This is a genomic window from Methylobacterium sp. WSM2598, assembly GCF_000379105.1.
Lineage (GTDB): Bacteria > Pseudomonadota > Alphaproteobacteria > Rhizobiales > Beijerinckiaceae > Methylobacterium.
On sequence record NZ_KB900609.1, the window covers coordinates 2781728 to 2802673 of the forward strand.

A 20946-nucleotide genomic window follows, 5' to 3' on the forward strand; every position below is an offset into this window, starting at 1 on the left:
GTCTTCGACGAACCGGCATCCGCTTCGTCGGACAATGCTCTACTGCGTGCGCGCCTCGCGCTGGAACTCCTCGATCACGTCCTTGCCGACGCGCTTGGTCATCTCGGCCGTGACCGGCTCGAGGGCCTTGCGCCAGGCCGCCTTCTCCTCGTCGGTCAGGGTCAGGAAGGTGATCTTGCCGGACTTCCGCATCTCCTCCAGGGCATCGGCATTGTCCCGGCCCGCGACCTCGTTGGCGTAGGCCGTCGCCTCCGCCATCGCCTTCTCGAGCTGGCCGCGCACCTCCGGCGGCAGGCCGTCCCAGAATTTCTTGTTCGTGATCACCGCGTAGCCGATATAGCCGTGGTCGGAGAGGGTCGCGTATTTCTGCACCTCGTGGTGCTTCTGCGTGTACATGTTCGAGGGCGTGTTCTCGGACCCGTCCACCACGCCGGTCTGCATGCCCTGATAGACTTCCGAGAAGGCCATCACCTGGGGAATCGCCCCGAGCGCGCGGAACTGCGCCTCCAGCACCTTGGAGGACTGGATGCGCATCTTGAGGCCGCGGAAATCCGCGGGGAGCCGCAGCGGCTTGTTGGCGCTCATGATCTTGAAGCCGTTGTCCCAGTAGGCGAGGCCGGTGATGCCCTTGGTCTCGAGCTTCTCGAACAGGCGCCGGCCGAGCGGCCCCTCGGTCACGCGCCGCAGGGCCGCCTTGTCGGGCAGGATGTAGGGCAGGTCGAAGACCTCGAACTCCTTCGCGCCGAGCGGCCCGAACTTCGCCAGCGAGGGCGCCAGCATCTGCACGGCGCCGAGCTGCAGCGCCTCGACCTCCTCCTTGTCCTTGAACAGCTGCGAGTTCGGGTAGACTTCGACCTTGACCTTTCCGCCGGTATATTTCTCGGCCAGTTCCTTGAACTTGTCGGCGCCGCGACCCTTGGGCGTGTCGGGAGCGGTGACGTGGCTGAACTTGAGGACGATCGGGCCCTGCGCGAGGGCTTGCCCCCCGAGCAGGGTTTGGCCCCCGAGCAGCGCGAGCGCGGCCGCGGCGCAGAGCGCGCGACGGGAGAGGGGCCGCAGGCGGCCGTCGGTGCGGGACATGGCGTTTCCTCGTCGATCGGCCGATTTCCGGCCTGTTCTGGCGCCCGACCCTGGCAGGGGCGGTGCGACGACGCAATGCGACGATCGCTCAAGGCCCCCGCGTCAGGCGGAGGCCTCCATGCAGGGGCGGCCGTCCGCGTCGGCGGTGAGGCCGGAGAAGCCCCCCGCCGCGCGGCGCCCCTCCACCCGGAAGGTCCGGCCGGCGATCAGGGGCGCCACGCCGCGGTAGCGGAAGCGGCCCGGCACCCGCCCGAGCAGCGTCGCCGCGAGGTTGAGGAGCAGACTCGCCTGCAGCGGCCCGTGCACGACGAGGCCCGGATAGCCCTCGACCCGCGTCGCGTAGGGGTGATCGTAGTGGAAGCGGTGACCGTTGAAGGTCATGGCCGAGTAGCGGAACAGCAGCACCGGCGAGGCCTCGACCGCCCAGGCGAGGTCGGGCGGGGGCAGCGCCGGAGCGGGCGGCGGCGCGGCCGGCTCGCCGGGCCGGGCCGCCTCCCGGTAGACGATGTCCTGCCGCTCGCGGATCGCCACGCCGCTCGGCGTCTCGTAATCGTGCCGCACGGTGACGAAGCAGAGGCCCCCGCTGCGGCCCTCCTTGAAGGCGACGTCCGCCACCGTCTCGCGGCGGACCACGCGGTCGCCGAGGCGCAGGGGCGCCAGCGTCTCGACCTCGCCCCCCGCCCACATCCGGCGCGGCAGCGGCACCGGGGGCAGGAAGCCGCCCTTGGCGGCGTGGCCGTCCGGCCCGAGCGTGCCGGCCTCCGGCGTCTCGGGGGCGAGGCACCAGTGCAGGGCGAGGGGTGCCTCCCCCTCCCCCACCGCGGCGAGGTGCGGCGCGAGGGTCGCCCGGTACTCCGCCGCGAGGCGGGGCGTGACGAGGTCCTCGACGACCCGGGTGCGGCCGATCCAGCCGCGCAGGTGATCGAGGGCGGCGGCGTCCATCAGTAGGACCGCGGCAGGCCGAGCACGTGCTCGGCGAGGTAGGACAGGATCAGGTTCGTGGAGATCGGCGCCACTTGGTAGAGGCGCGTCTCGCGGAACTTGCGCTCGACGTCGTACTCCTCCGCGAAGCCGAAGCCGCCATGGGTCTGGATACAGGCATTCGCGGCCTCGAAGGAGGCGTCGGCCGCCAGCATCTTGGCCATGTTCGCCTCCGGACCCGGATTGGCGCCGGCCTCGTAGAGCCGCAGGGCCTCGCGCACCATCAGCTCGGCGGCCCGCATGCGGGCGTAGGCGGCGGCGATCGGGAACTGCACGCCCTGGTTCTGGCCGATCGGCCGGCCGAACACCCGCCGCTCCCGCGCGTAGGCGCCGGCCTTGGCGATGAACCACTTGGCGTCGCCGACGCATTCGGCCGCGATCAGGATCCGCTCCGCGTTCATGCCCGAGAGGATGTAGCGGAAGCCCCGGCCCTCCTCGCCGACCAAATTCTCGGCCGGCACGCGCAGGTCGTCGAAGAAGACCTCCGTGGTGGCGTGGTTCATCATCGTGCGGATGGGCCGGATGGTGAGGCCGCGCCCGAGCGCCTCGCGCATGTCGACGAGGAGGACGGAGAGCCCCTCGGTGCGCTTGCCGCCCTCGGGCACCGGGGCGGTGCGGGCAAGGAGCAGCATCAGGTCTGAGTGCTCGGCCCGGCTCGTCCAGATCTTCTGGCCGTTGACGACGAAGTGGTCGCCCTCGCGCCGCGCCGTGGTCTTGAGGGCCGCCGTGTCGGTGCCGCTCGTCGGCTCGGTGACGCCGAAGGCCTGCAGCCGCAGGCGGCCCTCGGCGATGCCCGGCAGGGTGCGCCGCTTCTGCGCCTCGGAGCCGTGCCGCAGCAGCGTGCCCATCGTGTACATCTGGGCGTGGCAGGCGCCGCCGTTGCAGCCGGCGCGCTGGATCTCCTCCAGCACCGCCGCGGCGGCCGAGAGCGGCAGCCCCGCGCCGCCATACTCCTCGGGGATCAGCACCGAGAGGTAGCCGGCCTCGGTCAGCGCGGCCACGAACTCGGTCGGATAGGCCATCTCCCGGTCCAGGGCGCGCCAGTACTCGCCGGGGAAGCGGGCGCAGAGCTTGGCGACCGCCTCGCGGATCTCCGGATAGGTCTCCTCGGTCATCGGCACTCCCGCGGGGTGATGGGCCAGTTCATGGGCCAGTTCATGGGCCAGTTTCCGGGCGCCCGATCCCGGTCGCGCCGGGGCCGGGACGGCCGCGGGCGGCGGCGCCGAACGCGGCCCGGATGGCGGCCCCGTGGGCGCCGATCGCCGGCACCGGCCCGAGGGGCCGGGCGCGGCCGTCGATCAGCGCCGGGGGCGCCACGATCAGGGCCGTCCCCGCCGGCGTCTCGACCGCGACGCGCCGCAGGGCCGGGTGGGCGACGAGGTCGGCGAGTTCGTTGACGAAGCCGTAGGCGGTGCCGCTCGCGCGCAGCCGCGCCGCCGCCTCGTCGCGGGTGAGGGCCGCGAAGGCCCGCGCCACCCTCGCATCCACCGCCGGCCGGTTCGCGACCCGGACCGTGTTCGACTGGAAGCCCTCCCGGCCCGGCAGGTCCGGCTCCCCGAGCAGGCCGGCGCAGAAGGCGGCCCACTCGCGCTCGTTCTGGATCGAGATCAGCACCAGGCCGTCATCGGCGGTGCGGAACGCCCCGTAGGGGCAGATCGACGGATGGGCGAGGCCGACCCGCTGCGGCGCCCGGCCGGTGCCCTCGTAGTAGAGGAGCGGCACGTTCATCCAGTCGGCCATGCCGTCGAACAGGCTCACTTCGAGCGCCGCGCCGCGCCCACTGCGCTCGCGGCCGATCAGCGCCTCCAGCACGGCGGCGTGGGCGGCCATGCCGCAGGCGATGTCGCAGACCGAGACGCCGACCCGGCCGGGCCCGGCTGGGTGGCCCGTGATGGCGGCGAGCCCGCTCTCGGCCTGGACCAGGAGGTCGTAGGCCTTCATCTGCGCGTAGGCGTGGCCGCTGCCGTAGCCGGTGATGTCGAGGGTGATCAGGCGGGGATGGCGCGCCCGCAGGGCGCCCGCGCCGAACCCGGCCCGGGCCGCGGCGCCCGGGGCGAGGTTCTGGATGAACACGTCCGCCTCGGCCAGGATGGCGTGCAGGAGCGCGGCGTCGTCCGGGTCCTTGATGTCGGCGACGAGGCTCTCCTTGCCCCGGTTGAGCCAGACGAAGTAGGTCGAGAGCCCGTTCACGGCGTCGTCGTAGCCGCGGGCGAAGTCGCCCTCCGGCCGCTCGACCTTGATCACCCGGGCGCCGGCATCCGCCAGCCGCGACGAGCAGTAGGGCGCCGCCACCGCCTGTTCGAGCGCCAGCACCGTGATCCCGGTGAGCGGGCGGGCGCCCGTTCCGTCCTCCGTCATCGCGCCTCCCGCCGCGTCGTGGGGCGGGACCATGCGACGGCGCGCGGCGCCTGTCCAATCCTCAGCGGCAGGAGGCGATGTCGCCGGTCGGCAGGATCTCGCAGGGGTCGGGCGCCTCCGCCCGGGGCGGGAGCCGGGCGGGGCCGCCGCGGGGATGCGGCGCGCCGAGCCCGCGGGCGCTGGAGAAGCCGATCGCCAGCGCGATCAGCGCCAGGCAGGCGAGCCATCCGAGGCGGAACACGAACATCATGTTGGGCATGACGGGTCTCCGGGTCGGGACAGGTCTACTCGGCGGGGACGGCGGTCGCGCCGGCGGCCCGCGGCAGGGCGGGGCGGGCGGGCGCGAGGCCGTGGCAGGGCCGGGGCAGGCGGCCGGGAGCGCCCGCCGCCGCGAGGCCCCGCAGGGCGTCGGGGGCGGGGTGGCGGTCCGGTTCGCTCGGCCCGTGGGCCGCATCCATCGACATCCCGTCTCCTCCCGGTCGGGGCGGCGTCGCTGGAATCCTCCCTGGTAACCGTCGAGCGACCGCGATACCTGCAATCTTGCCTCGCAACGCAAGATCTATTGCGCAATACACTTGCGAAAGAGACCAGATCGACCCGAGAATGATCAGCTCAACTGGGATTCGAAGTGGCAGGCGCGATCGCTCGGCGGTCTTTATCGGTGTTGTGCGGAGTTATAGAGAAATGTGACTGCTATTCCATCCTCCGAATGGAGGAGGGTCCGGCGGGGCGGGTCCGGGCACCGCCGGCCCCGCCCGAACGCCCGCCCGATGCCCGAGCGAAGCGCCCCCGCATCATTTCGTCGCCGAACCGGTGACCCCTTCGGCGAATGATGCTTAACTCCGATCCAAGTGCTCGCCGAGAGGGCACACTCAGACGAGGAGGCGTCACGTGGCTGGGCAGACCCGGTGCATCGCGATCGTCGGACCCTTCCAGAGCGGCAAGACCGCGCTCCTGGAAGCCATCCTCCACCGCACGGGCGCGATCGACCGCCCCGGCCGCGCCGCCTCGGGCAACCGGGTCGGCGACACCTCCGCGGAGGCCAAGGCGCACGGCATGAGCGTGGAGCCGGCCGTCGCCAGCGTCGAGTTCCTCGGCGACAGCTTCACCTTCGTGGATTGCCCGGGCTCGGTGGAATTCGCCCACGACGTGCGGGCCGTGCTGCCGGTCTGCGACGCGGCGGTGGTGGTCTGCGAGGCGGACGAGCGCAAGCGCCCGGCCCTGGAACTGTGCCTGCGCGACCTCGAAGCCGCCGGCATCCCGCGGCTCCTGTTCATCAACAAGGCGGATGCGGCGCCGGGCTCGCTGCGCGACGCGCTGGCCCTGCTCCAGCCCGCCTCGCGGGTGCCCCTGCTCCTGCGCCAGATCCCGCTCTGGCAGGGCGAGACCGCGGTCGGCTTCATCGACCTCGCCCTGGAGCGGGCCTTCATCTACCGCGAGCAGGCGCCGAGCGAGGTGGTCGACCTGCCCGAGGGCGAGTGGCCGCGCGAGAAGGCCGAGCGCTTCACCATGCTGGAGCGCCTCGCCGACCACGACGACGCGCTGATGGAGGACCTGATCTCCGAGATCGAGCCCGCCCGCGACCGGGTCTTCGCCGACCTCTCGCGGGAGTTGCGCGAGGGGCAGGTTGTCTCGGTCCTGTTCGGCGCGGCCGAGCACGGCAACGGGGTCACGCGCCTGCTCAAGGCCCTGCGCCACGAGGCGCCGGGGCTGATCGAGACGCGCGCCCGCCTCGGGGTGGCGGAGATGGGGCCGGCCCTCGCCCAGGTGATCAAGACCCTGCATTCGGGCTTCGGCGGCAAGCTCTCGGTGGCGCGGGTGCTGCGCGGGAGCCTGCGCGAGGGCGACGCGGTCACCGGGAGCGGGGGCCAGGGCGGGCGCATCGCCGGCCTCACGGCGCTCACCGGCGCGGCCGGGGCCCGGGTGGCCGAGGCCCGCGACGGCGAGGTGGCGGGCCTCGCCAAGCTCGACGCCGTCGCGACCGCCGAGACGCTGCAGGCGGGCGGCGAGGTGCCGCCGGCCCTGGTGGCGCTGCCGCGGCCCGAGCCGGTCCACGCCGTCGCCCTGCGCATCCGCGACCGCAAGGACGACGTGCGCCTCGCCGGGGCGCTGGCCAAGGTGCTGGAGGAGGATCCGGCCCTGGCGCTGGAGCAGCACGCCGATCTCGGCGAGATGCGCCTGACCGGCCAGGGCGAGATGCACCTGCGGGTGGCGGTGGAGCGGCTCGCCTCGCGCTTCGGCATCGGGGTCGACACGGACCGCGCCAAGGTCGGCTACCGCGAGACGATCCGGGGCACGGCCGCGGCCCGGGCGCGCCACAAGAAGCAGACCGGCGGCCACGGCCAGTTCGCCGACGTGGCGATCACGGTACGGCCGACGCCGCGGGGCGCGGGGTTCCTCTTCGAGGACGAGGTCGTGGGCGGCGCCGTGCCACGGCAATATATCGGCTCGGTCGAGGCGGGGGCCCGGGCCTGCATGGCGCGCGGGCCCCTGGGCTTTCCGGTGGTCGACGTCGCCGTGACCCTCACGGACGGGGCGGCGCACGCGGTCGATTCCTCCGACGCCGCCTTCCAGGCCGCGACGCGCCTCGCCCTCGAGGAGGCCCTGCCCAAGGCCGGCCCGGTGCTGCTGGAGCCGATCCTCGCGGTCGCGCTCGCGGTGCCGTCCACCGCGACCGCGAAGGCAACCGGGCTCGTCACGGCGCGGCGGGGGCAGATCCTCGGCTTCGACGCACGGCCCGGCTGGCCGGGCTGGGACCAGGTCGAGGCGCTGATCCCGGAGGCGGAGATGAGCGGGCTCATCGTGGAGCTGCGCTCGATCACCGCGGGGGTCGGCAGCTACACGGCCCGGTTCGACCACCGGGCCGAGCTGACCGGGCGGCCGGCCGACGCGGTCCTGGCCGCCCAGCCGGTGCGCAAGGCGGGCTGAGCGCCGGCGCGGGCCCTGCCCACGCGGCGCCCGGAATCGCGCGAAATCGCGCGATCTCCGCGAGCCCGCGTTAAGACCTCCGGGGCATCCTGGCGGGGACGTTCAGGAGGGGATGATGCGCGGAGCATTCCTCATCGCGGTCGCGGTGGCGGCGGGCTGCCTGCCGGCGGCGGCGCAGGCCAAGGTGCGGCGCGGCGGTTTCGGAATCTATCACCTCGGCCGGGCGGAGAGCCCCGCGCCGGCGCCGCGGCCGGCGAGCCCGGCGCCGCCGATCCGCACGGCCGCTGCGGATGACGGGGGCCCGGTTCCGATGACCACCGGCACCACGGTGCCGGTGCCTGCCCCCGCCGCCCCCGCCAAGCCCGCCCGTCCCTGGTGCCCGGGCGGGCGCGTGTTCGGCAGCGGCACGGGGTTCTGCGAGATCAACTGAGCGCGGCGGCGACGCCCGGCGGGATCCCGTCTCGCGGGCGGCGTCGCCCTCCCTGCGCACGCCTGTCTCCGCCGGGGAACGGCCCTGGAGGCCTCACGCCTGCGGGGCGGTGGGACCGCCGGGGCGGTTCCGCCGGGCTGCTCTCGGGAGGGCCGCGTTCGTCGCCGCCGGCGCCGCGAGGGGCGCGCCGGCGCGCGCGGATCGCGGCCCGGGCCCCGCGGGGCCCGGCGCGTCCCGGGCGACGCTCACCCCGCGGTGGCTTCTCCGCGCAGCCGCTCGGCGTTGGCCTGGACGTGCTCCCGGTAGCGGGCGATCACCGCGTCGGGGGATCCGCCGCCCAGGAGGGTGTCGGCGGCCTCCACCGCGGCACCGATCTTCTCGGTAATCATCCGCTCCACCTCGACCCGGGCGGCCGGGCCGCCCGCCGCGATGGCGGCGAGGCGCAGGGCGATCACCGTCTGCGACTCGATGGCGAGCAGCACGGCCGCGTGCCACGGCGGAAGCATCGCGGGGTCCCTCAGGCCGCGCGCCGGTCGAGCACGCTGCGGACCGCGTACTGGGCGAGGTCGTTCCAGAAGGCCAGCATCGACGCGAAGCTGCGGCTGGCCTCGTCGATCTGCAGCCGCACCGCCTCGCCAGGGTTCTGGGCCTCGCGGAGCGCGTTCCAGAAGGCGAAGGTCGCCGTCAATTCCCCGCGCACGAAGACGAGAACGCGGGCGTTCACCGCCTCGAACGCGGCGAAGCCGGCCGGCTCGGCCGCTTCCGGTTCGGCTTTCGGTCCCGGTTCCGCGATGGCCTCCGCCGCCTCCGCGGCGGTCTCAGCCAGCGCGGCGGAGACCGCCGCAACGGGTTCCTCCGCGGCGGGTTCTTCCGCGGCGGGTTCTTCGGCGAAGGGCTCTTCCTCCGCGCCCACGCCGGGAGCGGCGGCCTCGATCACCGGAAGGTCGGCGGCCTCATCCTCGGCGGCCGGTTCGGGAGCGGCGGCGACCGCCTCGGGCGCCAGCGGCGCCGTCGCGGCCTCCGCCTCGGGCGCCGGAGGCGTCTCGGCCAACGAGGTCGTCTCGGCCAACGAGGGCATCTCGGCGACCGGCGCCGGTTCCGCGACGGGCGTATCCGCGGCCGGGACTTCCTCGAAGGGAGTCATCCTGCTCTCCGTGTCGGCCACCGACGCGGAGGGCGCGACGATCTGCGCGTCGGCGGGGGCGGATTGGGCGGTCTGGTGCCCCTGCAGGCCCGTGGCCGCGGCCTTGCTCCGCGTCCGTCCAGGAGGCTTGCCAAGGAGCTTGCCAAGGGGCTTGCCAGGGGGCCTGGCGGATCGGTCCTTGCGTCCGGTCGTCATCGCGGATCTCACGCTCGTTCACACCCCTGCCCCGGCCGACGGCCGGAGCACCCGACCGGCGGCCGGCGCCCGACCCCAGCGCATGGCGCCGCGGGGCCCGGCTGGCCGGTTACGCCTTCTCGGAGGAGGGCTTGGCCGCATCCTCGGTCAGATTCGTAAATTCCTTCGCCTGCGTCTGCAGCGCGGCGATCTGATTGCGCATGTACTCGCCCTGGAGGTCCATCGCCTCCTTGAGGTTCTTCGACCGCACGAGCTTCTCGGCGAGTTCGAAGGTGGCGGCGAGGTGCTGCTCGGTGTAATCGAAACCTTTGGTCACCGCGGCGCCGGTCTTGGTCTGCGCGGTCTCGGTCGAGGTCTGCACCGACTCGGCGACCTTGCGCGCCGTCCCGAGCAGGTTGCCGAGCGCCGTCTTGGCCTGCTGAAGCCCCTTCTCGGCCGTTTCCCGCATCTCGTTGGGGATCTCGAAGCCCTTGTTGCTCATGGTCGTTTCCCCGAAAGGTCCTGCGTCCGGCGAGAAGCGGCTTACCGCAGCGCAGCAGGACTATGTTGCAGTGCAGCGCGAGAGTCAACCGGCCGGTGGTGGCCGGCCGCGCGCCCGGGACGGGATCCTGCCGGCAGGATCCCGCCGGGACCGGCATGGTCCCGGCGGGACGCTACCGGTCCCGCCCCGCGCGATCAATCTCAGCGGGTCTGGACCTCGTCCAGCGCGGCGCGGGCGGCGTCGCGCGCGTCCGGGACGGTGCGGGTGAAGCCGGCGCGCTCGGGGTCCGGCGCGGCGCCGCGCACCGTGACCGCCATGTAGCCGTGGAAGGCGACGTCGACGGCGAGCAGGACGACGATGGCCGCGAGGAGCCCGGCGATGATCGCCTGCCCGCGGGAATCGAAGAGCGGCGCCGCCACCGGGAGGTGCGCCGGCGGGAGCGGCGGCGCCGGGATCGGGATCACCGGCAGGGGCGGCCCCTCCGGTGCGCCCGCGGCGCGCTCGCGCACCTCGAAGACCGGCCGGTAGCCGCCCACCGGCACGTGGATGCGCAAGGGCCGCTCCCCGCCATCCTCGGCCTGGGCCTCCTCCAGCGCCCGGCGCAGGCGGCCCGCCTCGACCCTGACGCTGGGATCGTTGGCCGGGTCGAAGCTGGTCGCGCGGTTCAGGGCCCGGGTGGCGATCGTGTAGGCCTTGATCGCCTCGCCCCGCCCGGCCAGTTCCTCCTCGACGATGAAGGTCAGGAAGGCGGCGAGCTTGGGGGAGCGCCGGAAGGTCTGGCTGTGCAGGCACTCCGCGAGGGCGCGGCGGATCTCCGCCTCGCTCGCGCCGCGCCGGTTGACAGTCTCGGCATCAATCATTCCGCCTCGCCACCGTATCGGCCCGGACGCCAACCTTCCGTATTTACTTACGTTGTTGATGGCCTCTTCGCGACCCAAGGTCAAGTACGGAGGCGGTCAGGAAAGACGGCATTCGTCTTAACCTGCAGGTAACCATATTGGCCGACGCTGGCATCTCCGATTCGCTGGAGGTGGCCCATGGCGCACAATCAGGTCCGGCCTATGCCCAAGGCCTTCGCGCATTACCCGATCCCGCTGGAATTGCTGGCGGCGCTGCACCGGGCGAGCGACCGCGACGTGGAGGCCCTGGTGGCGCAGATGCCGGAGACGGGCCGCGCCCGGCTGGCCGCCTACTGCTCCGACAAGGGCCACCTGCACCGGCTCGGCCTGCGGATCGCCGGGACCTGCGACGAGGCGACGCTGGTGCGGGTGGTCGGCCCGGATGCCGGGGCGAGCCTCTACGCCCAATCCCGTCCCTCCGCCGCCCTCCCCTCCTGAGCGGCGCGGCGTCGCGTCGCATCCCGCGCCCGGAGCGGGGGCGGCGTGGGCCGGCGGGAGCAAGCGGGCGCGTCGGCCGTTCTCCCGGCAGCGGCCGGGACGGATCGTCGCGGCCCGACGAGGGGGAATCCATGCGCTCCCGGACACCCGAGGAAGCCCGCGCCCAGATCGAGTACGCCCTGACGGCGAAGCGGGTCTCGCTGCGCGCGGCGCGGGACGCGGCGGAGGCCGCGCCCGCCGACGCCGCGGCGCGCCGGGATCTCGACCGTCTGCGCGAGGACGTCGCGCGGCTGGAGATGCAGCTGCGCAGCGTCGGACCGTGAGCCGCCCGCGGGGGCGCATCCCTCAGGGCGCGTCCCGGGTCAGGGTGGCGAGGGCGGCGAGCGCCTCCTCGCAGGCGGTCGGCGGAAGCTGCGCGGCGAGGCTGGCTGCGTCGTTGAAGGCGGGCAGGAACCGGTCCTGCCAGGGCCCCTGCCCGACGGCGCGGCGCATGCGCTCCGCGGCGAGGCGGGCGGCGCGCTGCGTCTGCGCCTCCGGCGCCCCGCAGGCGACGGCCCGGCCCACGATGGTGCCCTGCCGCTCGCCCTCCAGGTGGGGCAGCACGAGGGAGCGCTCCTGGGCGGCGGCCGCCGCCGCGGCCGTCGCGCCCGCGCCGAGGAGCGCGGCGCGGAGCGCGGCGCAAGGCCGGTCGCGCCTCATCCGCGCGGGGCCCCCTTCAGGTAGCCCTTCAGGCGCAGGTAATCGGCCAGGATGGTGCAGATCGCCTGCCCCCGGCTCAGCTGCTCGACGGCCGCGAACTCGGTGAGCGCGGCGGCGACCTCGTCGGGGATCTGGAAGGCTTCCTCCTGCGTCATCTCGTCGGCCGGCTCGGACTCAGGCATCGCATCTCTCCCGGGGCCTGGGCGAATCGCGGCCGCGGGGGAATCGTTCCCGGGGCGCGGGTTCGTCCGCCCGAGGGGTGGCACAGGGGCCGCGGCGGCGCCAGTCCCGGCTTTCCTCACTCGGCCGCGGCCGCCGGGGCGGGGCGGAGCGCTGCGCGAGGGTGCGGAACGCCACCGCGGTCGCGAAGGTCACGGCTGCGACGGCGCCGGCCGCGGCCAGCACCAGCCGGAAGCCGCCCGACGAGATGATGCAGGAGCGCGGTCATCGGCACGGCGAAGCCGCTGACGATGAAGCCGAGAAAGTCGCGCAGGCTGTAGGCCCGCGTCGGTGCCGCGGCGAGATGGAGCGCGCCACCATGGCGTCGCTGACGACCACCTTCCCGTCGAGCGTCGCGCGGACGGGGACGAGCCCGGCGAGGAGCGGCAGGCGAGGTGAGGGCGCAGAGGCCGAAGGCCACGACGCTGCCGGTGGCGAGCCCGATCAGCGCGCCGTAGCTCAGGCCCGTGGCGGCCGCGATCCCGGTCACGGCGGTGGAGTCGATCAGCAGCACGAAGTGGTCGAGCGCGTGCGCGATGTTGACGAAGAGCAGGATGCGCCGGGCGCGGAGGCTGGGCTCATGGCGGGCCTCTCGGATGGCGGGCGCTCGGGAAGGGCTCTCGGGAAGGGCGCTCGGGAAGGGCTCTCGGGACGCGTCCCGGATTGCGCCGATCCTCGCTCGACCCGCCCGCGCGATCGGGCCGGGGGCCCAGCCGGGCCACGCGACGCCGCGGGTGCGAGGGTCGTTACCCGGCGCAGCCTCGGTGAAGGGCGGAGCAGGCAGGTGGGGCAGCATCGCGGCTGACCGCCCCAACCGTTCACGCGCAAGAGTCGTCGGATGATCAGTGCTGCGGGAGATCCGTGGTACCGCCACCCCGGCTCGAACGGGGGACCTCTAGATCCACAATCTTAATTCTCCTTTTTCCTGTTTCTGCCCTGAGCTTGCCTAATTACATGCTGTGCATTGCATTTCTAAAAATTCGACCACACTGTCCTTCCTCGAAGTTTCGCTGACTTCCGAGTCTGGTGCCGTCGCGGTGCCGTCACGGGTGCCGTCAGATGGAGCCTACTGTGGAGGGTCAGGTGGCAAAGGCGAAGCTCACCAAGCGTGTGGTCGATGACCTGAAGCCGGCAGATCGGCCCTTTGTGGTCTACGATACCGAGCTGACCGGCTTCGGTGTCCGCGTGGCGCCCTCAGGCAGCAAGACCTTCCTTATAGAGTACCGGCCCGGTGCCGGCGGCCGCGGAGTCCGCAGCGTGCGCCTGTCGCTCGGCCCGTATGGCGTGCTGACACCCGAGGAAGCCCGCCGGCTTGCGCGCGAGAAGCTCGCGACTGCCCGCAGCGGCAAGGATCCTGCGGCCGAGCGCCGGGCAGCACGCGAGGCTTTGACGCTTTCTCACGTAGCTGAGCTGTGGCTCACGGAGGCCGTAGCGCCGAAGCTCGCGCGCAGCACCGCAGCGCTATATCGCATCTACGTCGACACGCACATCGCGCCCGTACTGGGCTCGCGCAAAGCGGCCGAGATTACATTTGCGGATGTGGACCGGCTCCACCGCAAGATCGGCCAGGGCGGCAAGGCCGTCACCGCCAACCGTGTCGTGGCAGCCCTCTCCAGCATTTTTTCATTCGCTGTCCGCCGTCAGTTCGTGCCCAAGGGGTTCGACCTGCCGACCCGCGGCATCTTGAAGTTCGGTGAGGAAGCCCGCGAGCGCTTCCTCAGCAGCGACGAGCTGCAACGCCTCGGCGCAGTGCTGCGTGAGGCCGAGACGATCGGCCTGCCCTGGAGCGCTGACCCGAGTAAGCCTTTCTCCAAGCACCGGGCGATCGACGACCGCGCGCGGGCCGTCTACAGCCCGCATGTGACCGGCGCTGTGCGGCTGCTGCTGTTCACTGGCTGCCGACTCCGCGAGATCCTGCATCTCCGCTGGTCCGATATTGATTTCGAGCTTGGTATGTTGCTGCTGCCGACCTCAAAGACCGGACGGCGGGCGGTCGTGCTGAACGCCCCTGCCCTGTCGATTCTGCACAGCCTACCGCGCGCTTCAGCCTTCGTCATCGCTGGCACTGACCCCACCAAGCCTCGCGCCGACCTCGCGAAACCTTGGGCAGCGTTCACGCGTGTGGCCGGTCTGGCCGGCGTTCGACTCCACGACCTCCGCCATTCGTTCGCCAGCGTCGGTGCGGGCGGCGGCATGGGCCTGCCGATCGTTGGCAAGCTGCTGGGCCACACGCAGTCCAGCACAACGGCTCGCTACGCACATTTAGACAGCGACCCGCTAAGAATTGCGTCACAACGGATTGCCACAAGAATCGCGGCTGCACTTGATGGGCATGCTCCCGCAGAATATTTCTCTTTGCATAAGCGGTATACGGCTTGACAACCATTCTGTATCGTTTATATTGCTTGATGTTGGTTGCTGAAACTCTTAAGACTCTATCGCGCTACGCTGAAAAAGCGGAGGCCGAATTTGTAGAAGGCGGCCGAAGGCAGCCCGGACGTGCTATTCAGGGATTTCTCGCTGCGTCTCTGCGGTCAAACGAGCTTTATTGACCGGGGTGGTGCGCCCGTTTTCTTATCGATTATGTCTCGACTAGCGTCTCTCAGCAGAAAGGATGCAATCATGTCGATTGTGAATGCCGTTGAAATTGCCTCCTCAGGTCGGCTGCTAAGGACGCCAGAAGCTGCAAGATACCTTTCCGTTAGCGCAAATTACCTCGAAAAGCTGCGCGTCTATGGCACTGGTCCAACGTTCATCAAGCTCGGCCGCACTGTCCGGTACGAGCTGTCCGCCTTGGACAGCTGGCTAGCCTGCAGTCGGCGCCGATCTACGTCGGATACCGGAGTGCGCTCATGATCTCTACGATTATAGAACCACTAAAAACGACCTCTGTCTGATGCTCTAGATGACCGATAAGTCTGTGCAAATTTTCTTAGTCGCACAAATCTGCTCAAGAAATTGCCAAAGCGGTAAAGATGCTCTATCTGTGAAAAGGAAATCGAAAATGAAAAACCAGTCTGCGGACTATCTTCTCAAAATTAAAATCATAGAGATGATTGAAGAAACTCTATATTGTATGAGAAATTTGATGCAAACCACCGGTAACAAGAATATTATTATGGAGCTTGTACTTGAACAGCAAGAATCATCTCTTGAAATACTAAAGCGTGATCTGAGACTTGCGAGCAATAATATCTCTTCAGAAGATCATATTTCTTATGTAATCCTTGGTGATGCTATATTATACAAGTAAAAGAATTCGATAGGGGATGCACTGCCATTTAAGCCGAGGCAATGTGCAATAATTGCACATTGCCAACCAAGCGTATAGTATTTTTCCTGCGTAGAGCAAGGCTCTCTGCTGCATTGCGGTCGCCATATCCGTAGAGAACCGGTACTATCGATCAAAATGGTGGCAAGATGAACGATAAACTCGTTACCAAGCCCTGTTTCAGTATAGTAAGCCCTCTGCCGCTGGCATATGGCGGCGTGATGATCCATGAGCACGGCGAGATGCTATCGCTCACGGACATGTGGAGGGCGGCCGGGTCTCCATCAGATAGGCGGCCCTCCGAATGGCTCCGGTCAGTAGATGCGCAGCGGTTCATCGACGCCCTCAACGTCGTGATCGATATGGGAAATACCCACATCGGGCTAGTGCGATCCCAGAAAGGCGGCCACGAGCAAGGGACGTGGGCGCACTGGCAAATTGCTATGGCCTACGCCAAATATCTCAGTGCCAACCTCCATATGTGGTGCAACACGGTCGTCCGGCGGCACATGGAGGCGATGCACTCCCACATCGTCGATGTACCCCGGGCGAGCCCTATTCAATTCGACATGAGGGTGGTCGAGCGGCAGGCGGAGGAGGCAGCAGTTCGAGCAGTCAAGGAAACGCTCCCGGGGCTGCTGCGCGAACTGCGGATCGAAGGGCCGTTCGCGACTGTCATAGGTGTGACCGCCGGAGATGTTCTCCGCATGGCTGGCTGTACGGATCGCCAAGGGACTCGGGGCCTCGCCCGCCGGGTCTCAAACCGGCTTCGGCGTTTTCACGCCCAGCGCGGCATGCCGGTGAAAGTGGGCTCGCTCGGACCCTCATCTGCTTATGTGTTCGATTCGTTCGCCAGCCGGGAGTGGCTGGCGTCAGGTGGCAAGGCAATCATCGACTCGTGGGTCCGAGAGCGCCGTGGGGACACACAGCTACGCCTTATTTAGAGAACCTACCTAAACCGCCTTCGCTCCTGAAATTTTAACCACTTAGCGGGGGAGAAGGCGGGTTGTGTTAGGGGCTCTTTGTTCAGTGGCCAAGTTCACCGCCCTGCAGGCCACCCGGCAAATCCTGATAACTTCGACGCTGACATCCGTGCCCTGAGCGAATGGAGGGCCGCCGCATGACCGCAATCGTCATCCCCTTCCCGCGCACGCGGAACCGTGCCTTCGTGCGCAAGCACGCCTGGAATGCGGCCACTATGACCAGCAACAGGGCCGAGAACTACCTCCGACGTCAGCTTATGACACAGCGGGAGACCATGGAGCGGCGGGGCATTGACCCGAATATTGTCGAGAACGAGGTGATCGCCCTTGAGCGGGCGATCCGGAGCGAGCTCGTGGGCTTCGCGCCATGTCGGCCGGGGGGAGCCGCGTGAGCGACAACGGGCACCTCACCGGTCACAAGGTGGACGCAACGGGCCGTTCCGCTGGCAAGCTGGCGAACAGCCGTTTCAAGAAATACGTCTCACCGCCCGCTCCCTTCGCCTGGATCACGGCCGAGATGATGGAGAGCCCGGCGTGGGCAGCTATGTCTGGTGCGGCGCTCAAGGCGCTGATGCGCATCGCGCACGAGCACGTCGGCCACAAGGGCCTCAAGAACGGCATGCTCCCCGTCACGCACCGGAACTTCACTGGCGTGGGACTCCACAAGGATAGCGTCCGGCCCGCGTTGATCGAGTTGGAGGTCCTGGGTTTCGTTCGCCGCACCAGCAACGGCCACCGGTCGTGGGGCGAGTACAAGGGCGCGCCCGCTACCTTTCGCTTGACCTACCTCGGCGACCACGAGGGATCGGCCCCGACGAACGAGTGGCGTCGGCACAAGACCCTCGGGGACGCACGCGAGGCTGTTGCTCGGGCCAAGGAGGCCGACGAGAAGAAGCGCGCCAAGACGAAGTCGCCTCCGCCCGAGTCCCTTCCGACCGATCCCAAGCCGCTCAGGACGGCGGTAAACAAATGAGGATCTGCGGATTTTAGCCTGCCCCGGAAACCGGAGTACTTCTACCCCGGAAACCGGAGTGCAATGGGCGGATTGCGGGCCTTCTTCCTGTAGCGGTCAAAGCGTTCCTCTACCCCGGAAACCGGAGCACTATATATATCTCGGGTGTATAGGGTGTATAGGGGTTGGAAGCACACCGGCGCAGCATCGGCTCTCACCGGCCGGACCGGGATCCCGTCCTCTTCCTTTCCTGCCGTCCGAACCGTCCGGGGCAGAATAAATCGGCGGCCCGGATAACCTGTGACGGGTTTCAGCTCATTCTCCTGGATCGGGATGCGCTGATTCCGGAAGCTACGGCCGATACCTTGCCCATCGGATTTCTGCTGTCTGCGGGCTCCCACGCTGGGCAGATCTGGATGGCCAGCTTGTCTCGCCTGCGGCCCCTCCGGCCAGCCCAGCCCCGAACGACCGCCACTGATCAACGTCGTGCTCGGAAAGGGCATCCTAGTGACCGGGCGGATCCGACCTCGCCAAGCGAGTATCGAGGCCGTAGCTTGTGAATTCATTCAAAGGCCGATGCGGACTCAGTCAAAGTGCTGCTGAGAACGCGACATGGCAGTTGCTGGCAACGTGCTCGAATTCGAAATCGGACAGCACAGCAATTCCGGGGCGACCGATGCGGCATTTTCCGGAAATGAAAATGTCGGCTGCGAGTGTCCTTTCACACATGCACGGGAGGCGCGCAATTCGGACCTCATCGCGAATTTCGGAGACGGATCGATTCCCCAGGGAAGTGGCAGCTCGAAAAATTGGGCGGCTCGCACGCGGGCGGGGCACAACTGTGCGCTAGCGAGCGGCACGCTTCGATCGCGGCGCCCCCCAGCCAGATTCAACCCACAGGGCAGCAATCTCTTACGCATCACGTTCTGCGATAGAACAGCACTGACAAATAGATTTTTCAAATGTCACTCCTCGTCGCGACCAGCGACGGTGCCGTACGCGGCCGAGTCATTCGCTCCGGTGCAGCATCCGCGTTCGCCTGTGCGCCAGACGCTCACGCGATTGGGCGGTTCGCCGACGTCGATGGCGCCGTGCTGGCTATGTTCCGGCCGCGGGAGGCCATCGCCGCATGAGAGCGCTCACGGCAGCCCATCTGAAGCGGATCCCGCCCCGTGACCACGCACCCTGGCTGCGGTCCCATCTGCGGCGCCACCAGGACGCGTTTGCGGCGCTCGACGGCGGTTCAGCAGACCCCATCGCGCGCGGGCTCAGCAGGCCCCGCTGCGCGGGCGCAAAACCTATTACGCCCGTTGCACCCGGAAGCTGATGGCCATCGCCAGGGCGGCTGACATATCGAGCCTCTCCTATCGCTGAGCGGCGTCGGGCAGCGCGACGCCTGTCGGCAAGCTCATGCACAACGTGCTCGGCGGTATGGTATAGTTCGAGCGGGAGATGATGCTGGAGGGCCGGCGCGAGGTTCATCGCCAAGGCGAAGGTTGCAGGCGTCTGTTAGGGCGGACTCCGCTCATCCACGATCCCGGCCGACCATGCGCGTGAGCAGCACGCTGCGGGCGTTGAGCCGTCTGCCACCGCCAAGAAACTCGGGATCAGCCGCAAGTCAGTGCGCCGGGCGCTGAAGCCGTAGCGTGCGGCGTAGCTCGGGACCTCCGCCCGCGTGGCGCAATCGATCCGGGCATTAATTTCTTCCCGAATGCCCCCTCACCAGCCAGCCGAGCATCCCGCGCCGGCTTCTACTTGCGCGCCACGGAGAGCAGCGGGCCGAGTCAGATACCGCTCCTATCCCGGCCCGGTGGCGACACCCCTGAGAGCGAGGACACGTGGGGTGCCGCGGCCCGAAACCTCGACATTGCTCAGGCGGTTCCAGTTCCATCGGCGAAGGGCCGTAAGCCCACCGCGCGCCAGGCACCGAGATTAGGGGCTTGAGCGCTCAGGGTCTCAGAATATGCGCCATCGTCGCACAACTCGACATCGGCAAGGGTAGCGTGCACTGCGTTCTTCACGGCGCGGCGTGAGCCGACACAATCTGCCCTGATATCAGACAGCAGTACCGACACGGGACTCCTGGTGCTCGTTAGGAGCCCCTTCTTCGTTCGGATCAGCCACGGCCCCCTCCCGATAGAGGATCTAGCCCGAAGGGGTACGGCATCGGGATTAAGGAAGCCGCTGATAGGAAACGGGACCGCGCATGCTGTCGAAAAAGCGGAAGCGTGAGATAAAAACTCTGAACATTTCTGCGTGTATTAGAGTTTGATCACAAGCTGGAGGGAGCATAGGCTTGCTTGATATTTCGCACGCTCAAGGAGAACCTGCTCTGGGTGGAGCGCTTCGACACGGTCGAGGATCTCCGCCGCGCGCTGCTGGCGTTCCGCGATGTCTATAACGAGACGTGGCTGATCGAGCGACATGGGTTCCGCCCACCGGCAGCCATTCGCGCCGTACAGCTTTCACCCGCGGCTCTGGCCGCGTAGGCTCCAGATCGGTGTCTCATACCGCCGCGCTTTGGCGTTGACTCGAACGTGAGTTGGTCGTGAGGCACGTGTGTGCTGGCCTGCTGCCTGTGCATCTGGAGGCTGCGATGGCACGACCGGGCCTGACGATCCGCACCGACCTCGCGAGCGCCGCCGCGTTGCGTCGCTTGGCCCGGCGTGAGCCCCGCCGCCGCACGATGCAGCGCCTCCTGGCCGTGGCCAACGCGCTGGAAGGCATGAGCCGCGCCGAGGCGGCGCGGGCGGCCGGGATGGAGCGGCAGGCCCTGCGCGACGCGGTGATCCGGTTCAATGCCGAGGGGCTGGCCGGGCTGGTGGATCGTCCGCACGGCCACAGGCGGGAGATCCTCAGCGAGGGCGAGCAGGCGGTGCTGGTGCAGCGCATCCTGGTCGGGCCGGATCCCGAGCAAGGGGAGCCGTCGAACTGAACGCTGCCGGACCTCTGCCGCTTCATCGAGGAGCGGTTCGACAAGACCATGTGCCCGCAATCCATGTCGCGGGTCGTGCGTCGGCTCGGGCTGTCGAAGCAGAAGGCCAGGCCCGTTCACCCGAAGCGGGACGCTCGTGCCGCTGCTGCTTTCGCCAAAAGGGGCTTCGCACGGCCCTAGCGGCGGCGGGCGACGCTCATCCGGACAAGACGACCGCGCTCTGGTTCATGGACGAGGCTCGTGTCGGCCAGAAGGGCCGGACCGGCCACCGCTGGTGGGTGCGCGGCCAACGTCCGCCAGGGCTGTGCGACAAGCGCTTCGCCTCGGCCTCCATCTTCGCGGCCGTCCGGCCCGCCACAGGCGAGGATTTCGCCCTCGTGTTGCCGCGCGTCTGCACTCAGGCCATGGACCGCTTCCTGGCCGATTTCGCGGCCAGCATCCCGGCCGACACCCACGCTGTGATGGTGCTGGACGGCGCTGGCTGGCACGATCGCCGCTCGGTGACGATCCCGCCCAACCTCACCCTCGTGCCACTGCCGCCCTACAGCCCAGAGCTGAACCCGGTCGAGCGTGTCTGGCTCTACCTGCGCGAGCGCTCCCTCTCTCATCGGCTCCTGGCCGACTATGAGGCCGTCGTGGAGGCGTGTTGCCGGGCGTGGACCGCGCTCGCGGCAGAGACCGGCCGCATCAAGACCCTCTGCGCCTACCCGTACCTCAAACAGATCAGTTCATAAGCGCGGCGGTATCAGACGATGCCGCTCTTCTCGTACGGCCAGGGCTTCCCGAGATGCTGGGCGACGCGAGCCGGATCGTTTCCGACTTCCTCGACTGCCTGCTCGATCTTCTCGGCAGGCTCCTGGAAGCGCAGGGCCCAGAACGCTCGCGTACCCGGAGCGTCCAGAAGCACGACCTCCGGATCACCAACACGCCGGCTGTGATTGGCGTCTGCCATG

General features: G+C 69.2%; 26 protein-coding genes and 2 pseudogenes. 14 read left to right on the forward strand and 14 right to left on the reverse strand.

What is annotated here, in order from left to right:
• Positions 1-39: 39 nt before the first annotated feature.
• The 6 genes from MET2598_RS0112985 to MET2598_RS0113010 form a co-directional block, all read right to left on the reverse strand.
• Positions 40-1080: a TRAP transporter substrate-binding protein gene (locus MET2598_RS0112985; RefSeq protein ID WP_018261115.1), complete on the reverse strand. Its 1041-nt coding sequence runs from the start codon at positions 1078-1080 to the stop codon at positions 40-42.
• A gap of 102 nt (positions 1081-1182) precedes the next feature.
• A complete protein-coding gene (locus MET2598_RS0112990; protein WP_018261116.1) occupies positions 1183-2022 on the reverse strand; it encodes an FAS1-like dehydratase domain-containing protein in 840 nt (279 codons plus the stop codon).
• The gene (locus tag MET2598_RS0112995; RefSeq protein ID WP_012334940.1) at positions 2022-3176 is read right to left on the reverse strand and encodes an acyl-CoA dehydrogenase family protein; all 1155 of its coding nucleotides are present in this window, start codon (positions 3174-3176) and stop codon (positions 2022-2024) included. Before MET2598_RS0112995 ends, MET2598_RS0112990 begins: the two co-directional genes overlap by 1 nt.
• Before the next feature lie 40 nt (positions 3177-3216).
• A complete protein-coding gene (locus MET2598_RS0113000; RefSeq protein WP_036270765.1) occupies positions 3217-4419 on the reverse strand; it encodes a CaiB/BaiF CoA transferase family protein in 1203 nt (400 codons plus the stop codon).
• A gap of 61 nt (positions 4420-4480) precedes the next feature.
• Positions 4481-4678: a hypothetical protein gene (locus tag MET2598_RS0113005; RefSeq protein WP_012334942.1), complete on the reverse strand. Its 198-nt coding sequence runs from the start codon at positions 4676-4678 to the stop codon at positions 4481-4483.
• A gap of 25 nt (positions 4679-4703) precedes the next feature.
• On the reverse strand, positions 4704-4883 hold the full coding sequence (locus MET2598_RS0113010) for a hypothetical protein (protein ID WP_018261118.1): 180 nt from the start codon (positions 4881-4883) through the stop codon (positions 4704-4706).
• 427 nt (positions 4884-5310) lie between these two features.
• Between MET2598_RS0113010 and MET2598_RS0113015 the strand changes: the two genes are divergently transcribed.
• Positions 5311-7347 carry an elongation factor G gene (locus MET2598_RS0113015; RefSeq protein ID WP_018261119.1) on the forward strand — a complete coding sequence of 679 codons (2037 nt, stop codon included), beginning with the start codon at positions 5311-5313 and terminating at the stop codon, positions 7345-7347.
• A 115-nt stretch (positions 7348-7462) separates the two neighbouring features.
• Positions 7463-7777 (forward strand): hypothetical protein, encoded by a 315-nt coding sequence (locus MET2598_RS0113020; RefSeq protein ID WP_236728715.1) that lies wholly within the window; start codon positions 7463-7465, stop codon positions 7775-7777.
• Positions 7778-8022: 245 nt separating this feature from the next.
• On the opposite strand, the gene MET2598_RS0113025 is transcribed toward MET2598_RS0113020, so the two are convergent.
• From MET2598_RS0113025 to MET2598_RS0113040, 4 genes are all read right to left on the reverse strand, one after another.
• The gene (locus MET2598_RS0113025) at positions 8023-8283 is read right to left on the reverse strand and encodes a hypothetical protein (RefSeq protein ID WP_012334946.1); all 261 of its coding nucleotides are present in this window, start codon (positions 8281-8283) and stop codon (positions 8023-8025) included.
• Positions 8284-8294: 11 nt separating this feature from the next.
• Entirely contained in the window at positions 8295-8921 is a 627-nt protein-coding gene (locus MET2598_RS0113030; protein WP_026190698.1) for a phasin family protein, read from the reverse strand.
• A 304-nt stretch (positions 8922-9225) separates the two neighbouring features.
• Positions 9226-9597 carry a phasin family protein gene (locus tag MET2598_RS0113035; protein WP_012334948.1) on the reverse strand — a complete coding sequence of 124 codons (372 nt, stop codon included), beginning with the start codon at positions 9595-9597 and terminating at the stop codon, positions 9226-9228.
• Positions 9598-9797: 200 nt separating this feature from the next.
• On the reverse strand, positions 9798-10457 hold the full coding sequence (locus MET2598_RS0113040) for a hypothetical protein (protein WP_012334949.1): 660 nt from the start codon (positions 10455-10457) through the stop codon (positions 9798-9800).
• A gap of 177 nt (positions 10458-10634) precedes the next feature.
• Between MET2598_RS0113040 and MET2598_RS0113045 the strand changes: the two genes are divergently transcribed.
• On the forward strand, positions 10635-10934 hold the full coding sequence (locus MET2598_RS0113045; protein WP_012334950.1) for a hypothetical protein: 300 nt from the start codon (positions 10635-10637) through the stop codon (positions 10932-10934).
• A 131-nt stretch (positions 10935-11065) separates the two neighbouring features.
• Positions 11066-11257 carry a hypothetical protein gene (locus MET2598_RS0113050; protein WP_012334951.1) on the forward strand — a complete coding sequence of 64 codons (192 nt, stop codon included), beginning with the start codon at positions 11066-11068 and terminating at the stop codon, positions 11255-11257.
• A 22-nt stretch (positions 11258-11279) separates the two neighbouring features.
• Here MET2598_RS0113050 and MET2598_RS0113055 read toward each other — a convergent pair whose 3' ends face one another.
• The 3 genes from MET2598_RS0113055 to MET2598_RS42745 all read right to left on the reverse strand — a co-directional run bounded on the left by MET2598_RS0113055 (position 11280) and on the right by MET2598_RS42745 (position 12648).
• Positions 11280-11633 (reverse strand): hypothetical protein, encoded by a 354-nt coding sequence (locus MET2598_RS0113055; RefSeq protein WP_012334952.1) that lies wholly within the window; start codon positions 11631-11633, stop codon positions 11280-11282.
• Complete coding sequence (locus MET2598_RS0113060) at positions 11630-11815, reverse strand: hypothetical protein (protein ID WP_012334953.1); 186 nt, start codon at positions 11813-11815, stop codon at positions 11630-11632. The genes MET2598_RS0113055 and MET2598_RS0113060 overlap by 4 nt, the downstream gene beginning before the upstream one ends.
• A 116-nt stretch (positions 11816-11931) precedes the next feature.
• Entirely contained in the window at positions 11932-12648 is a 717-nt protein-coding gene (locus tag MET2598_RS42745) for a hypothetical protein (RefSeq protein ID WP_018261120.1), read from the reverse strand.
• Between the two features lie 287 nt (positions 12649-12935).
• On the opposite strand from MET2598_RS42745, the gene MET2598_RS0113070 reads away from it, so the two are divergent.
• The 10 genes and pseudogenes from MET2598_RS0113070 to MET2598_RS0113100 all read left to right on the forward strand — a co-directional run.
• Positions 12936-14231, forward strand: a complete 1296-nt coding sequence (locus MET2598_RS0113070; protein WP_157182137.1) for a tyrosine-type recombinase/integrase — start codon at positions 12936-12938, stop codon at positions 14229-14231.
• 243 nt (positions 14232-14474) lie between these two features.
• Positions 14475-14708 carry a helix-turn-helix transcriptional regulator gene (locus MET2598_RS43555; protein ID WP_084673833.1) on the forward strand — a complete coding sequence of 78 codons (234 nt, stop codon included), beginning with the start codon at positions 14475-14477 and terminating at the stop codon, positions 14706-14708.
• A gap of 49 nt (positions 14709-14757) precedes the next feature.
• Positions 14758-15105 (forward strand): hypothetical protein, encoded by a 348-nt coding sequence (locus MET2598_RS41030; RefSeq protein ID WP_157182138.1) that lies wholly within the window; start codon positions 14758-14760, stop codon positions 15103-15105.
• 167 nt (positions 15106-15272) lie between these two features.
• Positions 15273-16067, forward strand: coding sequence for a KilA-N domain-containing protein (locus MET2598_RS38110; protein WP_084673834.1), 795 nt, complete (start codon positions 15273-15275; stop codon positions 16065-16067).
• A 176-nt stretch (positions 16068-16243) separates the two neighbouring features.
• On the forward strand, positions 16244-16498 hold the full coding sequence (locus tag MET2598_RS0113080) for a DUF6074 family protein (protein ID WP_157182139.1): 255 nt from the start codon (positions 16244-16246) through the stop codon (positions 16496-16498).
• Positions 16495-17079 carry a hypothetical protein gene (locus tag MET2598_RS36415; protein WP_157182140.1) on the forward strand — a complete coding sequence of 195 codons (585 nt, stop codon included), beginning with the start codon at positions 16495-16497 and terminating at the stop codon, positions 17077-17079. The genes MET2598_RS0113080 and MET2598_RS36415 overlap by 4 nt, the downstream gene beginning before the upstream one ends.
• Before the next feature lie 2288 nt (positions 17080-19367).
• Positions 19368-19547, forward strand: a pseudogene (locus MET2598_RS0113090) (IS3-like element ISMtsp5 family transposase); the annotation flags it as partial.
• A gap of 107 nt (positions 19548-19654) precedes the next feature.
• Positions 19655-19993, forward strand: a complete 339-nt coding sequence (locus tag MET2598_RS36420; RefSeq protein WP_018261126.1) for a helix-turn-helix domain-containing protein — start codon at positions 19655-19657, stop codon at positions 19991-19993.
• A gap of 3 nt (positions 19994-19996) precedes the next feature.
• Entirely contained in the window at positions 19997-20173 is a 177-nt protein-coding gene (locus MET2598_RS43740) for a helix-turn-helix domain-containing protein (RefSeq protein ID WP_442919008.1), read from the forward strand.
• 29 nt (positions 20174-20202) lie between these two features.
• Positions 20203-20727, forward strand: a pseudogene (locus MET2598_RS0113100) (IS630 family transposase); the annotation flags it as partial.
• 11 nt (positions 20728-20738) lie between these two features.
• Here MET2598_RS0113100 and MET2598_RS39110 read toward each other — a convergent pair.
• On the reverse strand, positions 20739-20945 hold the full coding sequence (locus tag MET2598_RS39110) for a DUF3606 domain-containing protein (protein ID WP_084673836.1): 207 nt from the start codon (positions 20943-20945) through the stop codon (positions 20739-20741).
• Between the last annotated feature and the right edge of the window lies 1 nt (position 20946).

Excerpts from the sequence above, each read along its gene's own strand:
- MET2598_RS43555 (WP_084673833.1), top strand. The coding sequence starts at position 14,475 with ATGTCGATTGTGAATGCCGTTGAAATTGCCTCCTCAGGTCGGCTGCTA.
- MET2598_RS0113055 (WP_012334952.1), bottom strand. The coding sequence starts at position 11,633 with ATGAGGCGCGACCGGCCTTGCGCCGCGCTCCGCGCCGCGCTCCTCGGC.
- MET2598_RS0113080 (WP_157182139.1), top strand. The coding sequence starts at position 16,244 with ATGACCGCAATCGTCATCCCCTTCCCGCGCACGCGGAACCGTGCCTTC.
- MET2598_RS0113025 (WP_012334946.1), bottom strand. The coding sequence starts at position 8,283 with ATGCTTCCGCCGTGGCACGCGGCCGTGCTGCTCGCCATCGAGTCGCAG.
- MET2598_RS0113035 (WP_012334948.1), bottom strand. The coding sequence starts at position 9,597 with ATGAGCAACAAGGGCTTCGAGATCCCCAACGAGATGCGGGAAACGGCC.
- MET2598_RS0113050 (WP_012334951.1), top strand. The coding sequence starts at position 11,066 with ATGCGCTCCCGGACACCCGAGGAAGCCCGCGCCCAGATCGAGTACGCC.
- MET2598_RS0113045 (WP_012334950.1), top strand. The coding sequence starts at position 10,635 with ATGGCGCACAATCAGGTCCGGCCTATGCCCAAGGCCTTCGCGCATTAC.
- MET2598_RS0113000 (WP_036270765.1), bottom strand. The coding sequence starts at position 4,419 with ATGACGGAGGACGGAACGGGCGCCCGCCCGCTCACCGGGATCACGGTG.
- MET2598_RS41030 (WP_157182138.1), top strand. The coding sequence starts at position 14,758 with ATGACCGATAAGTCTGTGCAAATTTTCTTAGTCGCACAAATCTGCTCA.
- MET2598_RS36420 (WP_018261126.1), top strand. The coding sequence starts at position 19,655 with ATGGCACGACCGGGCCTGACGATCCGCACCGACCTCGCGAGCGCCGCC.
- MET2598_RS0113005 (WP_012334942.1), bottom strand. The coding sequence starts at position 4,678 with ATGCCCAACATGATGTTCGTGTTCCGCCTCGGATGGCTCGCCTGCCTG.
- MET2598_RS0113060 (WP_012334953.1), bottom strand. The coding sequence starts at position 11,815 with ATGCCTGAGTCCGAGCCGGCCGACGAGATGACGCAGGAGGAAGCCTTC.
- MET2598_RS0113020 (WP_236728715.1), top strand. The coding sequence starts at position 7,463 with ATGCGCGGAGCATTCCTCATCGCGGTCGCGGTGGCGGCGGGCTGCCTG.
- MET2598_RS0113010 (WP_018261118.1), bottom strand. The coding sequence starts at position 4,883 with ATGTCGATGGATGCGGCCCACGGGCCGAGCGAACCGGACCGCCACCCC.
- MET2598_RS42745 (WP_018261120.1), bottom strand. The coding sequence starts at position 12,648 with ATGCTGCCCCACCTGCCTGCTCCGCCCTTCACCGAGGCTGCGCCGGGT.
- MET2598_RS38110 (WP_084673834.1), top strand. The coding sequence starts at position 15,273 with ATGAACGATAAACTCGTTACCAAGCCCTGTTTCAGTATAGTAAGCCCT.
- MET2598_RS0113030 (WP_026190698.1), bottom strand. The coding sequence starts at position 8,921 with ATGACTCCCTTCGAGGAAGTCCCGGCCGCGGATACGCCCGTCGCGGAA.
- MET2598_RS0112990 (WP_018261116.1), bottom strand. The coding sequence starts at position 2,022 with ATGGACGCCGCCGCCCTCGATCACCTGCGCGGCTGGATCGGCCGCACC.
- MET2598_RS0113040 (WP_012334949.1), bottom strand. The coding sequence starts at position 10,457 with ATGATTGATGCCGAGACTGTCAACCGGCGCGGCGCGAGCGAGGCGGAG.
- MET2598_RS0112995 (WP_012334940.1), bottom strand. The coding sequence starts at position 3,176 with ATGACCGAGGAGACCTATCCGGAGATCCGCGAGGCGGTCGCCAAGCTC.
- MET2598_RS0112985 (WP_018261115.1), bottom strand. The coding sequence starts at position 1,080 with ATGTCCCGCACCGACGGCCGCCTGCGGCCCCTCTCCCGTCGCGCGCTC.
- MET2598_RS39110 (WP_084673836.1), bottom strand. The coding sequence starts at position 20,945 with ATGGCAGACGCCAATCACAGCCGGCGTGTTGGTGATCCGGAGGTCGTG.